General features: G+C 19.2%; 14 protein-coding genes. 8 read left to right on the top strand and 6 right to left on the bottom strand.

Features of this window, described 5'->3' with window-relative positions; genetic code table 11:
- Positions 1-2 precede the first annotated feature (2 nt).
- Together H0H39_RS02645 and H0H39_RS02640 are read right to left on the bottom strand one after the other, a co-directional pair.
- Entirely contained in the window at positions 3-2,729 is a 2,727-nt protein-coding gene (locus H0H39_RS02645; protein ID WP_185877331.1) for a PD-(D/E)XK nuclease family protein, read from the bottom strand.
- Positions 2,730-2,735: 6 nt separating this feature from the next.
- Positions 2,736-3,674 carry a bifunctional riboflavin kinase/FAD synthetase gene (locus H0H39_RS02640; RefSeq protein ID WP_185877330.1) on the bottom strand — a complete coding sequence of 313 codons (939 nt, stop codon included), beginning with the start codon at positions 3,672-3,674 and terminating at the stop codon, positions 2,736-2,738.
- A gap of 101 nt (positions 3,675-3,775) precedes the next feature.
- On the opposite strand from H0H39_RS02640, the gene atpD reads away from it, so the two are divergent.
- Together atpD and H0H39_RS02630 are read left to right on the top strand one after the other, a co-directional pair.
- A complete protein-coding gene (gene atpD / locus H0H39_RS02635) occupies positions 3,776-5,275 on the top strand; it encodes a F0F1 ATP synthase subunit beta (protein ID WP_185877656.1) in 1,500 nt (499 codons plus the stop codon).
- Positions 5,272-5,508: a F0F1 ATP synthase subunit epsilon gene (locus tag H0H39_RS02630; protein WP_185877329.1), complete on the top strand. Its 237-nt coding sequence runs from the start codon at positions 5,272-5,274 to the stop codon at positions 5,506-5,508. Before atpD ends, H0H39_RS02630 begins: the two co-directional genes overlap by 4 nt.
- Before the next feature lie 20 nt (positions 5,509-5,528).
- Here the strand turns inward: H0H39_RS02630 and H0H39_RS02625 are convergent, their stop codons facing one another.
- Positions 5,529-5,705 carry a hypothetical protein gene (locus H0H39_RS02625; protein ID WP_185877328.1) on the bottom strand — a complete coding sequence of 59 codons (177 nt, stop codon included), beginning with the start codon at positions 5,703-5,705 and terminating at the stop codon, positions 5,529-5,531.
- 14 nt (positions 5,706-5,719) lie between these two features.
- Between H0H39_RS02625 and H0H39_RS02620 the strand changes: the two genes are divergently transcribed.
- From H0H39_RS02620 to H0H39_RS02600, 5 genes are all read left to right on the top strand, one after another.
- A complete protein-coding gene (locus tag H0H39_RS02620; protein ID WP_185877327.1) occupies positions 5,720-6,331 on the top strand; it encodes a riboflavin synthase in 612 nt (203 codons plus the stop codon).
- Positions 6,332-6,497: 166 nt separating this feature from the next.
- The gene (locus tag H0H39_RS02615) at positions 6,498-6,743 is read left to right on the top strand and encodes an acyl carrier protein (protein ID WP_185877326.1); all 246 of its coding nucleotides are present in this window, start codon (positions 6,498-6,500) and stop codon (positions 6,741-6,743) included.
- Positions 6,744-6,772: 29 nt separating this feature from the next.
- The gene (fabF, locus tag H0H39_RS02610) at positions 6,773-8,047 is read left to right on the top strand and encodes a beta-ketoacyl-ACP synthase II (protein WP_238785643.1); all 1,275 of its coding nucleotides are present in this window, start codon (positions 6,773-6,775) and stop codon (positions 8,045-8,047) included.
- A 33-nt stretch (positions 8,048-8,080) separates the two neighbouring features.
- The gene (locus H0H39_RS02605) at positions 8,081-8,809 is read left to right on the top strand and encodes a ribonuclease III family protein (protein ID WP_185877325.1); all 729 of its coding nucleotides are present in this window, start codon (positions 8,081-8,083) and stop codon (positions 8,807-8,809) included.
- The gene (locus H0H39_RS02600) at positions 8,809-9,561 is read left to right on the top strand and encodes an alpha/beta fold hydrolase (protein ID WP_185877324.1); all 753 of its coding nucleotides are present in this window, start codon (positions 8,809-8,811) and stop codon (positions 9,559-9,561) included. The genes H0H39_RS02605 and H0H39_RS02600 overlap by 1 nt, the downstream gene beginning before the upstream one ends.
- A 5-nt stretch (positions 9,562-9,566) precedes the next feature.
- On the opposite strand, the gene H0H39_RS02595 is transcribed toward H0H39_RS02600, so the two are convergent.
- From H0H39_RS02595 to H0H39_RS02585, 3 genes are read right to left on the bottom strand one after another with little or no spacing between them, the layout of a single operon-like run.
- Positions 9,567-9,992, bottom strand: a complete 426-nt coding sequence (locus H0H39_RS02595) for a type II 3-dehydroquinate dehydratase (protein WP_185877323.1) — start codon at positions 9,990-9,992, stop codon at positions 9,567-9,569.
- Positions 9,970-10,710: a pseudouridine synthase gene (locus H0H39_RS02590; RefSeq protein ID WP_185877322.1), complete on the bottom strand. Its 741-nt coding sequence runs from the start codon at positions 10,708-10,710 to the stop codon at positions 9,970-9,972. The genes H0H39_RS02595 and H0H39_RS02590 overlap by 23 nt, the downstream gene beginning before the upstream one ends.
- A gap of 19 nt (positions 10,711-10,729) precedes the next feature.
- Positions 10,730-11,545: a GHMP family kinase ATP-binding protein gene (locus H0H39_RS02585; RefSeq protein WP_238785642.1), complete on the bottom strand. Its 816-nt coding sequence runs from the start codon at positions 11,543-11,545 to the stop codon at positions 10,730-10,732.
- 180 nt (positions 11,546-11,725) lie between these two features.
- Between H0H39_RS02585 and H0H39_RS02580 the strand changes: the two genes are divergently transcribed.
- Entirely contained in the window at positions 11,726-12,607 is an 882-nt protein-coding gene (locus H0H39_RS02580) for an NAD kinase (RefSeq protein WP_185877321.1), read from the top strand.
- Positions 12,608-12,666: the final 59 nt, after the last annotated feature.

The following is a 12,666-nucleotide window of genomic DNA, read 5'->3' as shown; positions in this document are numbered from 1 at the left end:
TTTTATAATTTTTCTATTATTGATTTTTTTGAATATAAAATTTCTGTTATTCTTTTCATAAGAAAAGGTAAAAAATTTTTTTTATATTCTTGATAGGAAATTTGTGTTTTTTTTTCTTTAAAAAAACTTATAGGAGTTTGTATAACAAAATTTTTATTATTTAATGATATAATTGAAGCAGAGATTAACATATTTTTATTTTTTATATCTGATTTAAACCATAAGTATATATAAAAAAGTAATTGCATGATATTTTTATTAATTGGATTTTCAAATATATCTTTAATATTATTTAATGAAACGTTCATATTTTTATTTTTTAATTTTCCTGTTTTATAATCAATAATTCTATTTATTCCATTATATTTATCTATTCTATCTATAATCCCATGTAATACTATTTTATTTAATTTTTTTGTATTTAAACATATAGATATTTTATATTCTAAATTTTTTATAAAAATTTTATTTTTATTATAAATAAATTTCTTATCTAAAGATATAAATTTATTTATATAATTTTTTATTAAGAATTTTTGTAAAGAATAATTAATATTATTTAAATATATATTTTTGTTGTAATTATAATTAATAAGTGTATCATTAATAATATTTTTTATTTTTTTTTTCATTTTATTTATTTCATATATATTTATGAAATTGTTTGATTCAAAATAAGAATATAATTTTTGTAAAACTTTATGAATTACTTCTCCTAATATACTTTTATAAGATTTTTTTTCTATATCTATACCAAGTATTTTTTTATAATAAAATAATATAGGATTATAATTATATAAATGAATAGAAGTAGGAGATATTCCATTTATACCAAAATTGTATAATTTTTTATTAACGGATTTTGTTTTTTTTATTGAAAAAAATTTTTTGTTGTATTTTTTAGGAATAAAATTTAATGTTTTTTTTATTATTTTAGTATTTATGTTATTAGCTATAATATAATTAATACAATAGCTTTTTTCTCCTGAGTTTATTTCATCTGGATAATTTTTATAAATTATATAAGTCATGTTTGAAAAATTACATATACTAGCAAAATGTAATAAATAGTATTCATTGTTGAAATTATCAATTTCTAGTTTATTTTTTATTTTGTCAGAAACAATAGTAAAATTATTTTTTTTGTTTACAGGAGGAATTGTTTTATAGTTAAAAGAAGTAATAATTGATATATCAAATTTTTTAATGATAGTTTTTTTAAATTCAGTTATAAATAATAATACATTTGATTTTTGTTTTTTTTTTAATTTGTTATTAGTAATAAATTTTATGTTTTCTGTATTTATAAAATAATTATATATATCATATATATCTTTTATTTTTTTGTAAAGAAAATTATTTTTTCTAAATAAAAATTTTATTTTGTATATATAATATTCTAATTTTGAAAGAAATTTTATTTCTAAAAAATGTTTATTAGATTTAACAATTAATTTTTTTTTAAATTTTCTGATAAAACTTAAAAATTTTTTTATGAAATCATAAATGTTATTTGTTTTAGTTTTAAGTATTATCCAAATATCATTTTTAAATAAAAATTTTTTTATTTCATCTTCTTTAATAAACTCAGAATAACATTTATTATTAAATATAAATTCATAGGGAAATTTTTTTAAGAATAATTTTTTTATATATCCGTTTAATAATATTTTTTTTATATCTTTTTTATTAAACACATTTATGTTCCCCACATTATTAATTTTATCTTTATTTAATAGAAAATGAAATATAGAAATAAAAGTGTAATTAATAGGAATAATATTTAATGGATAATTAATATTAAAAAATATATTCAATTTTGTATTTCTTATAAAAGATGAATCAATTATAGGAATTAATAAATTTATATCACTTAATAATAATAAAATTTTTTTTATTTTATTATTTTTTTTCAACAATTTTTGTATTAAATCTTCTACAATTTTAATTTGTTCTATTTCTTTTGAAACGCTTATAATTTTTAATTTTTTAGTATTTATTTTAGTATTTACAAGTATGTTATTTTCATATTTATTATATAATCTATTTTTTATGATTTCTTTTTTATTTATATTATAAATGCATCCTTTTTTATGCAATAGTATTTTATCTACAAATTTTTTTTCCCAATTATTTAATTTTTTTTCTTCTGTAATAAAAAAAATAATTTTTCCTAAATTTTTAGGATAAAAATAATTTAATTTACAAAGGCCTTTTCTAAATAATAATTCTTTATATGCAATATTTTTTTTTAATAAAAAATTTTGAAATATTTTATAATATTTATTAATTTTTTTCCATAAAATAATATTATTATTATATATAAGGTTTTTATTTATACTCCATTTACTAATTTTTTCTTCTAAAATAATAGATTTAAAAAATTTATCTATATTAATTAAATTAATATCAATATTTTGGAAATCATTTATAATTTTAGGTGTTAGATTAATAAAATTTTTAAATTTTTTTTTATTAATATTATTTTTTTCTATTAAAAATAGTAATATAGATAATGTTTTACACTGATTAATAATTCTTAATCCAGAAACTATTTCAAGAAAAGTTTTTATAGTATAAAATGTTATATTCATTCCTTTTTTAATAAAAAAATCAATTTTATATTTTTTATAAAAAAAGTTTGTAATATAATAATTTTTTGTTACTAATATTATTTTTTTTTTATAATTTTCTTTTGAATAAAGAAAATCTTTAAACATATCATTCATATAATATTACAAAAATGTTTTTTTTATAAAAAGATGTTTTATTAAAGATTTATCTTTAATTATCTGTTTTTTTAATTCATTTATAGATAAAAATTTTAATTCTTTACGAATCATTTTAATAATTAAAATTTTAATTTTTTTATTGTATATATTTTTATTGAAATTAAATATATTAACTTCTATTTTAATTTTGTGATTATTAATATCAACAGTTGGATTAGTTCCAATATTCATCATTCCTTTATATATAGAATTTTCATATATAACTTTTACAGCATATACTCCATTTTTTGGAATTAATTTTTTTTTATTTATTATTAAATTTGCTGTTGGAAAATTTAATGTTCTTCCTATTTTTTTACCTATTGTAACATATCCAAATAAAGTATAATAATAACCTAACGCTTTATTAGCCCATTCTAAATTACCTAATGTAATAGATTCTCGTATTTTAGTAGAACTAATTATTTCATTATCAATTTTATATGGATTTAATTTATATAATTTTAATCCTATATTATTTGATAATTCTTTTAAAATTTTAAAAGAATTATTATTATTTTTTCCTATATTAAAATCATATCCTAATAAAATTTTTTTAAAACAAAATCTAGAATTAGAAATTTTTTTAAAAAAATCTGTTATAGTTAAATTTGAAAATTTTCTTGTAAAAGGATGTATAATAAGATGTTCCAGTCCAATTTTTTTTATATTATTTATTCTTTCACTTAAAGTGTTTAAATAAAAAAAATTTTTATTTGGATTTAATATTTCTTTTGGATGTGGATTAAAAGTAAGTAAAACTGAAGAATATTTTTTATTTGATTTAAATATCAAATGTTGAATTAATTTTTTATGTCCTATATGAACTCCATCAAAAATACCAATAGTAAATATACATGGATATGTAGAATAAAATTCATCAATAAAAGAATAAATTTTCAAAACTAATTATTTTTTAATACTTTAATTTTAAAATGAATAATAATTAAAATATTTAATTTAAATAAAATTATATTTATTTTGCAATGTTCAATATGAAAAACATGCAAAACGATAAAATAAAAGAAAATAAAGGAAAAATTACTCAAATTATAGGTCCAGTAGTAGATGTATCCTTCGAAGAAGGATTTGAAATACCTAAAATACATGAAGCTTTAGAAATTAAAAAAATAGATTCTGATGATATAATAACATTAGAAATACAACAACATATAGGTAATAATAAAGTAAGATGTATTGCTATGGAAGAAACAGATGGATTAAAAAGAGGACAAGAAGTAAATGTATTGAACGAATCAATTAGTGTTCCAATAGGTGACTGTATAAATGGAAGAATTTTTAATGTTTTAGGAAAATGCATAGATGGATTAGGAAATATAACAAATTATAAAAAAAGATCTATTTATAATGATCCACCTTTACTAGTAGATTTATCTACAAAAACAGAAGTTTTATATACTGGAATTAAAGTAATTGATTTAATTTCTCCATATATGAAAGGAGGTAAAATTGGATTATTTGGAGGGGCTGGAGTGGGAAAAACAGTTTTAATACAAGAATTAATTAATAATATAGCTAAAAAATATGGAGGAAGATCTGTATTTGCTGGAGTAGGAGAAAGATCTAGAGAAGGAAACGATTTACTAAGAGAAATGTTAGATTCTGGAATTATAAAATATGGAAATAATTTTATGGAATCTATGAAAAATGGAAAATGGGATTTATCAAAAGTAGATAAAAAAATATTAAAAGAATCAAAAGCAACTTTTATATTTGGACAAATGAATGAACCTCCAGGAGCTAGATCTAGAGTAGTTTTATCTGGATTAACATTAGCGGAATATTATAGAGATAAATTTAATAGTAAAAAGAAAGGACAAGATGTTTTATTTTTTATAGACAATATTTTTAGATTTACTCAAGCTGGATCTGAAATTTCTACTTTATTAGGAAGAATACCATCTTCTGTTGGATATCAACCAACTTTATCATCAGAAATGGGATCTATGCAAGAAAGAATTACTTCAACTAAATATGGATCTATTACATCTGTTCAAGCTGTTTATGTTCCAGCAGATGATTTAACAGATCCATCTACAGCTACTACATTTTCACATTTGGATGCAATAACTGTTTTATCAAGAAAAATAGCTTCTTTGGGTATTTATCCATCTGTAGATCCATTAGATTCCAATTCTGGTATTTTATCAAAAGAAATAGTTGGTGAAGATCATTATAATTGTGCTCACCGTGTAAAAAATATATTGCAAAAATATGAATCTTTACAAGATATTATTGCTATTTTAGGAGTAGATGAATTGAGTGAAGAAGATAAAATAATAGTAGATAGAGCAAGAAAAATTCAACGTTTTTTATCTCAACCTTTTCATGTTGCAAAACAATTTACAGGAATAAAAGGAGAATTTGTCACCATTGAAGATACAATTAAGGGATTTAATATGATTATTAATGGAGAATTAGATGAAATACCAGAAATAAACTTTAATTTAAAAGGTACTATTGATCAAGTAATTAAAAAATGAAGTTAAAAATTTTAAATATAAAAAATATTATATATAAAGGTGAGATATATAATTTAAAAGCTCCAGGAATATATGGATATTTTCAGATTTTAAAAAATCATGATTTTTTCATTTCTATTTTAGATAAAGGTATATTAACGTTTACAGATAAAAAAATAAATAAAAAAATAACAATTAATATATCAATTGGAATTTTAAAAGTGATAAATAATTTTATTATTATTCTTTTATAAATTTTATTTGTTATGAAATATTAATTGTTTATATTTTTTTCTATTTTTTTTTTATAATAATTACATAAATTAATTGATCCAAACAATACTGGAGTGAAAATTTCTAATAATCTTTTATTTTTATATACTTTTAGAAAAATTTCCATTCCTATACCATTTATATATCCTATTGTAAATCCTACTTTAATTTTATTCATGATTAAAAAATATTATGTTTACTGGAATTATAGAATCTGTTACAGAAGTATACAAATTATATTATGATATAAATAAAAATCTTCATATGATTTTTACTAATCCATTTAATAATAAAATTAAAATAAATCAAAGTATATCCCATAATGGAATATGTTTAACAATTGTAAATATTTATAAAAAAAATTATTCAGTAACAGCATCTAAAGAAACTTTATCTTGTACTAATTTAAATTATTTAAAAATTGGAGATAAAGTAAATTTAGAAAGAAGTTTATTTTTAAAAGGAAGAATAGAGGGGCATATAGTACAAGGACATATAGATACAACAGCTAAAATTATAAATATTTTAAAAAAAAATGGAAGCTGGTTATTTATTATAAAATTTAAAAATAAATTATCTAATAACGTTGTAAAAAAAGGATCAATTGCTATAAATGGAGTTAGTTTAACTGTAAATGACTGTAATAAATATACAGTAAGTGTATCTATTATTTTGTATACTTATATAAAAACAAATTTCCAATTTTTAAAAATTGGAGATATTGTAAATATAGAATTTGATATACTTGGAAAATATATAAATAAGTTTATTGAAACTAATATCACAATTATAGATTATACATAAAAATAATTATAAATTATATATAATTAAATAATTTTTGTTAAAAAAATATAATTATATAATAATTTTAATTAAAAAATATTATATTTTATTCGTAAGATAAATCAAATCTATATATGATTTACAAAAGTTTACTACTTTTGCATGTAATAATAAAAAATATAAAACTATGTCTAACGTAGCATCTAGAGTCAATGCTCTTATTGTAGACAAATTAAGTGTAGAAGAAAATAATATACATCCTAATTCTAGTTTTACTAACGATCTAGGAGCAGATTCTTTAGATATAGTAGAACTTATCATGGAATTTGAAAAAGAATTTAATATTAATATATCTGACGAAGTAGCAGAAAAAATAACAACAGTAGGAGAAGCTGTTAATGCTATAGAAACTTTATTAAAAGAAAAACACTAATATTTAGCAATAAATTTCTGTATATTTTAATGATGTATAATCATAAATGTAACTTAAAAAAAGTAGTTATTACTGGAATAGGAACGATTACTCCTATAGGGAACAATGTTGAAGATTATTGGATTTCTCTTATAAGTGGAAAAAGTGGATCTGCACCTATTACTTATTTTAATACTAAAAAATATAAAACTAAATTTGCTTGTGAATTAAAGAATTATGATCCAAATATTTTTTTTAGCAAAAAAGAAATAAATAAATTAGATCCTTGTGCACAATATGGAATTATTGCATCTGAAGAAGCTATAAAAAATAGTATGATAGATTTTTCTAAAGAGAAAAGAGATAGGATAGGTGTAATTTGGTCTTCTGGAATTGGTGGATTATTAAATTTAGAAAAATCTATTACAAATTATGTAAATAATGGTTTTTATCCTAGATTTAGTCCTTTTTTTATACCAAAAATGTTGATAGATATTACTGCAGGATTTATATCTATAAATTATGGATTACATGGACCTAATTATGCGACAGTTTCTTCTTGTGCATCATCTTCTAATGCAATAGTAGATGCTTATCATTTAATTTGTTTAGGAAAAGCTGATATTATGATAGCAGGAGGATCAGAAGCTGCAATTACACAAAGTGGAGTTGGAGGATTTAATGCATTGAATGCATTATCTACAAAAAATATGGAATATAAAACAGCTTCACGTCCTTTTGATAAGGATAGAGATGGATTTGTCTTAGGAGAAGGAGCTGGATGTCTTGTTCTTGAGGAATATAAACATGCTAAAGAAAGAGGAGCTAAAATATATGCAGAATTAGGTGGAGTTGGTATGTCTGGAGATGCATATCATATAACAGCTCCACATCCAGAAGGAATAGGAATTATATTAGCGATAAAATCAGCTATAAATGATGCAAAAATTAAATATAAAGATATAGATTATATAAATTCTCATGGAACATCTACAAAACTTGGTGATATAGCAGAGATAAAAGCTATTAAAAAAGTGTTTAAAGAAAATGTATACAAAATAAATATAAATTCTACAAAATCTATGACAGGACATTTATTAGGTGCTGCTGGAGTTGTAGAATGTATAGCAACTATTCTACCTTTAACAAGAGGAATTATTCCTCCAACTATTAATTTGGATAAAGTTGATGAAAATATAGATCCAAAAATAAATTTTATTCCAAATAAATCTTTAAAGAAAAAAGTTAATATTAGTATGTGTAATACTTTTGGATTTGGAGGACATAACGTTTGCATTTTATTTAAAAAAATAAATGTTACTTAACAATAATAATTATAATTTTATAATATAAATAAAATGAATAGAGATATTTTGTTAATTAATAAAATAAATGAAATACTTGGATTTATACCTAGAAATATAAACCTTTTAAAGGAAGTTTTTATATATAATTTTTCATCAAGAAAAAGAAATTTAAATAAAAATTATTCTATAAATTTTCAAAGATTAGAATTTTTAGGAGATTCAGTATTAAATACTATAATATCTCATTTTTTATATGAAAATTTACCAAATAAAAAAGAAGGGGAATTAACTCAAATAAGGTCTAAAATTGTGTGCAGAAAAAATCTTAATGATATTTCTAAAAAATTATCTATGGATAATATTTTTTCTGATAAAACTATTATATATAATAATAATGTATTAGGAAACACACTTGAGGCATTAATAGGATTTCTATATATAGAAATAGGAAATGAAGGGTGTAAAAATTTTATATATAAAAAAATATTACATGATCATATAAATATAAAAAAATTACAAAAAGAGATTTTTAGCTATAAAGTATGGATTATGGAATGGTGTCAAAAAAACAAGTTTTTTACAAGTTTTAAAACTTGTATTGAAAGAACAGAAAAAAGAAAAAATAAAATTATTTATTTATCTGAATTTCAAGTATTAGATTCTGATATTTTTTCTAAAGGTAGAGGATATTCAAAAAAAAAATCAGAGGAAATGGCGGCAAAAAATGCTTATTATATTGTTAAAAAAAGAATAAAAGAAGAAATACAAAAAAATTTTTAATGATAGAAAAAAAAAATCATATAATAAAAGGTAATGGTCATCCTTTAGTATTATTACATGGATTAATGGGGGGATTAAGTAACTTTGAATCACTTATAAATTTTTTTCCAAAAAAAGGGTTTAAAGTTATTATGCCTTTATTACCTATTTATAATATGCCTTTATTTTCAACAAATGTATTTTCTTTATCAAAATATGTAATAAATTTTTTAACAGATATTGGAATTAAAAAAGCTACTTTTATAGGAAATTCTTTAGGAGGTCATATAGCTTTAATTATAGCAAAATATAGATTAAATTTAGTTCATTCTATTGTGTTAACTGGAAGTTCAGGTTTATTCGAAAAATCTTTCGGAGAATCTTTTCCAAAAAGAGAAAACTATGAATATATTAAAAAAAAATCTCAAGAAGTTTTTTATAATCCTAAAATAGCTACTAAAAAATTGGTTGATGATATATACAGTATTGTAAATGATAAAAGAAAAAGTATTAAAATATTATATATAGCAAGAAGTGCAATAAAATGTAATATGTCTAAGTTTTTGTGTAGAATTAATAAACCTATTTGTATTATATGGGGAAAACAAGATAATATTACCCCTCCACATGTAGCAAAATTATTTCATAAATTACTTCCAAAATCAGATATATATTGGATAGATAGATGTGGACATGTTCCTATGATGGAACATCCAAAAAAATTTATATATATTTTAGAAAAATGGTTATCTAAACTTATTTTAATAAAATAAATAATTTATAAACAAAAACTAATAATACCTAATTCATAAGATTTTAATCCAAATCCAAAAATAGTACCTTTACATACAGAAGTAATATATGATTTTTTTCTAAAACTTTCTCTAGAATGAATATTAGAAATATGAACTTCTATTACAGGAGTTGATATTGATTTAATTGCATCAGAAATTCCTATAGAAGTATGAGTGTATGCACCAGCATTTAAAATAATTCCATCTGATTCAAATCCTATTTTATGTAAAAAATCTATAATTTTACCTTCACAATTATTTTGATAATAATCAATATTTATTTTTTTAAATAAATTTTTTTTTCTTAATTCATTAAGATAATCATTAAAATTAATTTTACCATATAAATCTATTTCTCTTATTCCTAATAAGTTTAAATTAGGACCATTAATAATATTTATTTTTTTCATTATTTTTCCATATTTTCATTATTTCATTTTTTTGTAAAAAACGAAAATCTCCTACACTAATATTTTTTTTATAAAGATTACCAAAAGCAATTCTATCTAATCTAACTACTTTATAATTTAATTTATTAAAAATTCTTTTAATAATTCTGTTCCATCCTATACATAATCCTATTTTAATTTCATTTCTTTTTAATCTTTTTATAAAATTTATTCTTACTCTTCCTTCTTTTAAATATAAATTACCTTTTTCAATTATATTTAAATCTTGAATTTTAATTGTTTTATTTAAAATAACTTTATAAATTTTTTGTACATGATATTTTGGATGAGTTAACATCTGAGATAAAATACCATCATTTGTAATAAGCAAAATTCCTGTTGTAGATAAATCTAATCTTCCCACTGGGAATAATTTGTATTTGTAATAATAATTTGGAATCAAATCCATTATTGTTTTTCTATAAAATTTATCTTTTGTTGTTGTAATAAATCCTTTTGGTTTATTTAGTAATATATATATTCTATTTTTTATAACAATTTTTTCCCCATTAAATTTTACTACATCATGATCTATATTAATAGTATATCCTAATTGATATATTGGTTTGTTATTAACTTCAACTATTCCTGATTGAATTAATTTATCAGATTTTCTTCTTGAAGCTATTCCAGCATAAGATAAATAATGATTTAATCTAATTTTTTTTTTATTAAACATACTAAATATGATAAAAATTTTATAAAATAATTTTATTTATTTTTTTTAGATTTTTTATTAAATCATAATTTTTAGTAAATCCTATATAAAAACCACCACCTCCAGATCCACATAATTTTAAATAATAATTATTATTTTTTATTCCATTTTTCCAAATATTTTTAATATTTTTTGTAATCATTGGTGTCAAATTATAAAATGTCCAATTAGATATTTTTTTAATATTTTCCATTAATTTATCTTCTTCTCCTTTTAAAAAATATTTTATACACGTTTTATTATACATTGTAAATTCTTCTTTCATAATTTTTTTAAATTTTTTTTCTTTCAATTTATTAAAAAAAAATTTATACATTAATTTAGTTCCACTAGTAATTTCTGAGTCTATTATAAATATTTTAAATTTCTTAAAATTAAGAAGTATATTTTTATTATTTATAATTGATAATTTATTTATACTTTTTACAAGTATTGGTTTTTTTATATAACAAACTAATGGATCTATACCTGAACTTTTTCCATGAAAAAAAGACTCCATAATGCTAAATATTTTTTTTAAATGAATAAGATTTTTTTTTTTAACTAATAATTTATTATTTTCTGAATATTTATTATAAATGGAGGAAATTAAAGCACCAGAACTTCCTAATCCATATTTTTGAGGAATATTTGAATTAAAAAAAATTCCATTGTTTAAATCTTTAATAAGTTTTGATAAATTTAGTTTTTTGTATAAAAGTTTTTTACTCATCATAAATCTGCAATATTTTTTTATTTCTTTATTAGAATTTTTTGCAATTAAATCTCTATCATATAATGGTTTTTTTTTAAACATTAATGATCCTTTATAAGAGTTGTTAGGAATAGAAAGTCCTATATGGTTTTCTAAAATACTATATTCTCCAAATAATAATATTTTTGATGGAAATGTTGATTCTTTTATTTTATTGATAATGAAGTATTTTTAAGTCAATTAAAACAAATTTATAATAAAAAAATTATTTTATTTTTTAATATGAAAATAGCACTATATGGACAAAAAATAGAATACAAAAATATAATATATATAAATCAATTTTTGATATATGTTTTTAATCATTCTATAGATATTTATGTAGAAAAATCTTTTTTCAAAAAATTACTTTATTTTAAAGAATTTCATAAAATAAAATTATATGTATTTTCCAAATATGAAGAATTAAAAAATTGCGATATTATGTTCACTTTTGGAGGAGATGGGACTATTTTATCTGCTATTACACTTATACAAGATTTAGGAATACCTATAGTTGGAGTTAATACTGGTAATTTAGGATTTTTAGCAACTTTTAGTAAAGATGTTTTTATTAAAAATATGGATAATATTTTTAGTAAAAAATTGTATCTAATGCCTAGAAGTTTATTACAGTTAGAAACTTCTATAAATAATACAAATTTATTTTTCAATTTTGCATTAAATGAAATAGTTATATTTCGTAATGAAACAGTTTCTATGATTACTATTGATGTATTCATTGATAATGAATTTTTAACATCTTATTGGTCTGATGGATTAATAATATCTACACCTACTGGTTCTACCGGTTATTCTTTGAGTTGTGGAGGGCCTATTATTAGTCCAGAAAATAAAAATTTTGTTCTTACTCCTATATCTCCACATAATTTATTTTCTCGTCCTTTAGTTATATCTGATTGTAAAAAAATTCATTTAAAAGTACATAGTAGAGTAAAATATTATTCTTTATCTATGGATACAAGATTAATATCATTAATAAAAGAAAATGAATTATATATTAAAAAAGCACCTTTTTACATATATATATATCAAGAAGGAAAAAATACTTATTATAAAACTCTTAGAGAAAAACTTTTATGGGGTGCAGATAAAAGAAATTGAAAAAATTGTGAAAAAAAATTATTTATATATTTGCAGATAAATTTTTATAATCATAATTT

Origin of the sequence: Blattabacterium cuenoti, from assembly GCF_014252315.1 — a bacterium.
Classification (GTDB): Bacteria; Bacteroidota; Bacteroidia; order Flavobacteriales; family Blattabacteriaceae; genus Blattabacterium; species Blattabacterium cuenoti_AI.
This window is presented reverse-complemented; position numbering and strand designations above follow the sequence as displayed.

Excerpts from the sequence above, each read along its gene's own strand:
- H0H39_RS02585 (WP_238785642.1), bottom strand. The coding sequence starts at position 11,545 with ATGTTTAAAAAAAAACCATTATATGATAGAGATTTAATTGCAAAAAAT.
- H0H39_RS02620 (WP_185877327.1), top strand. The coding sequence starts at position 5,720 with ATGTTTACTGGAATTATAGAATCTGTTACAGAAGTATACAAATTATAT.
- H0H39_RS02595 (WP_185877323.1), bottom strand. The coding sequence starts at position 9,992 with ATGAAAAAAATAAATATTATTAATGGTCCTAATTTAAACTTATTAGGA.
- H0H39_RS02645 (WP_185877331.1), bottom strand. The coding sequence starts at position 2,729 with ATGAATGATATGTTTAAAGATTTTCTTTATTCAAAAGAAAATTATAAA.
- H0H39_RS02590 (WP_185877322.1), bottom strand. The coding sequence starts at position 10,710 with ATGTTTAATAAAAAAAAAATTAGATTAAATCATTATTTATCTTATGCT.
- H0H39_RS02600 (WP_185877324.1), top strand. The coding sequence starts at position 8,809 with ATGATAGAAAAAAAAAATCATATAATAAAAGGTAATGGTCATCCTTTA.
- H0H39_RS02630 (WP_185877329.1), top strand. The coding sequence starts at position 5,272 with ATGAAGTTAAAAATTTTAAATATAAAAAATATTATATATAAAGGTGAG.
- H0H39_RS02580 (WP_185877321.1), top strand. The coding sequence starts at position 11,726 with ATGAAAATAGCACTATATGGACAAAAAATAGAATACAAAAATATAATA.
- atpD (WP_185877656.1), top strand. The coding sequence starts at position 3,776 with ATGCAAAACGATAAAATAAAAGAAAATAAAGGAAAAATTACTCAAATT.
- H0H39_RS02625 (WP_185877328.1), bottom strand. The coding sequence starts at position 5,705 with ATGAATAAAATTAAAGTAGGATTTACAATAGGATATATAAATGGTATA.
- H0H39_RS02615 (WP_185877326.1), top strand. The coding sequence starts at position 6,498 with ATGTCTAACGTAGCATCTAGAGTCAATGCTCTTATTGTAGACAAATTA.
- fabF (WP_238785643.1), top strand. The coding sequence starts at position 6,773 with ATGATGTATAATCATAAATGTAACTTAAAAAAAGTAGTTATTACTGGA.
- H0H39_RS02605 (WP_185877325.1), top strand. The coding sequence starts at position 8,081 with ATGAATAGAGATATTTTGTTAATTAATAAAATAAATGAAATACTTGGA.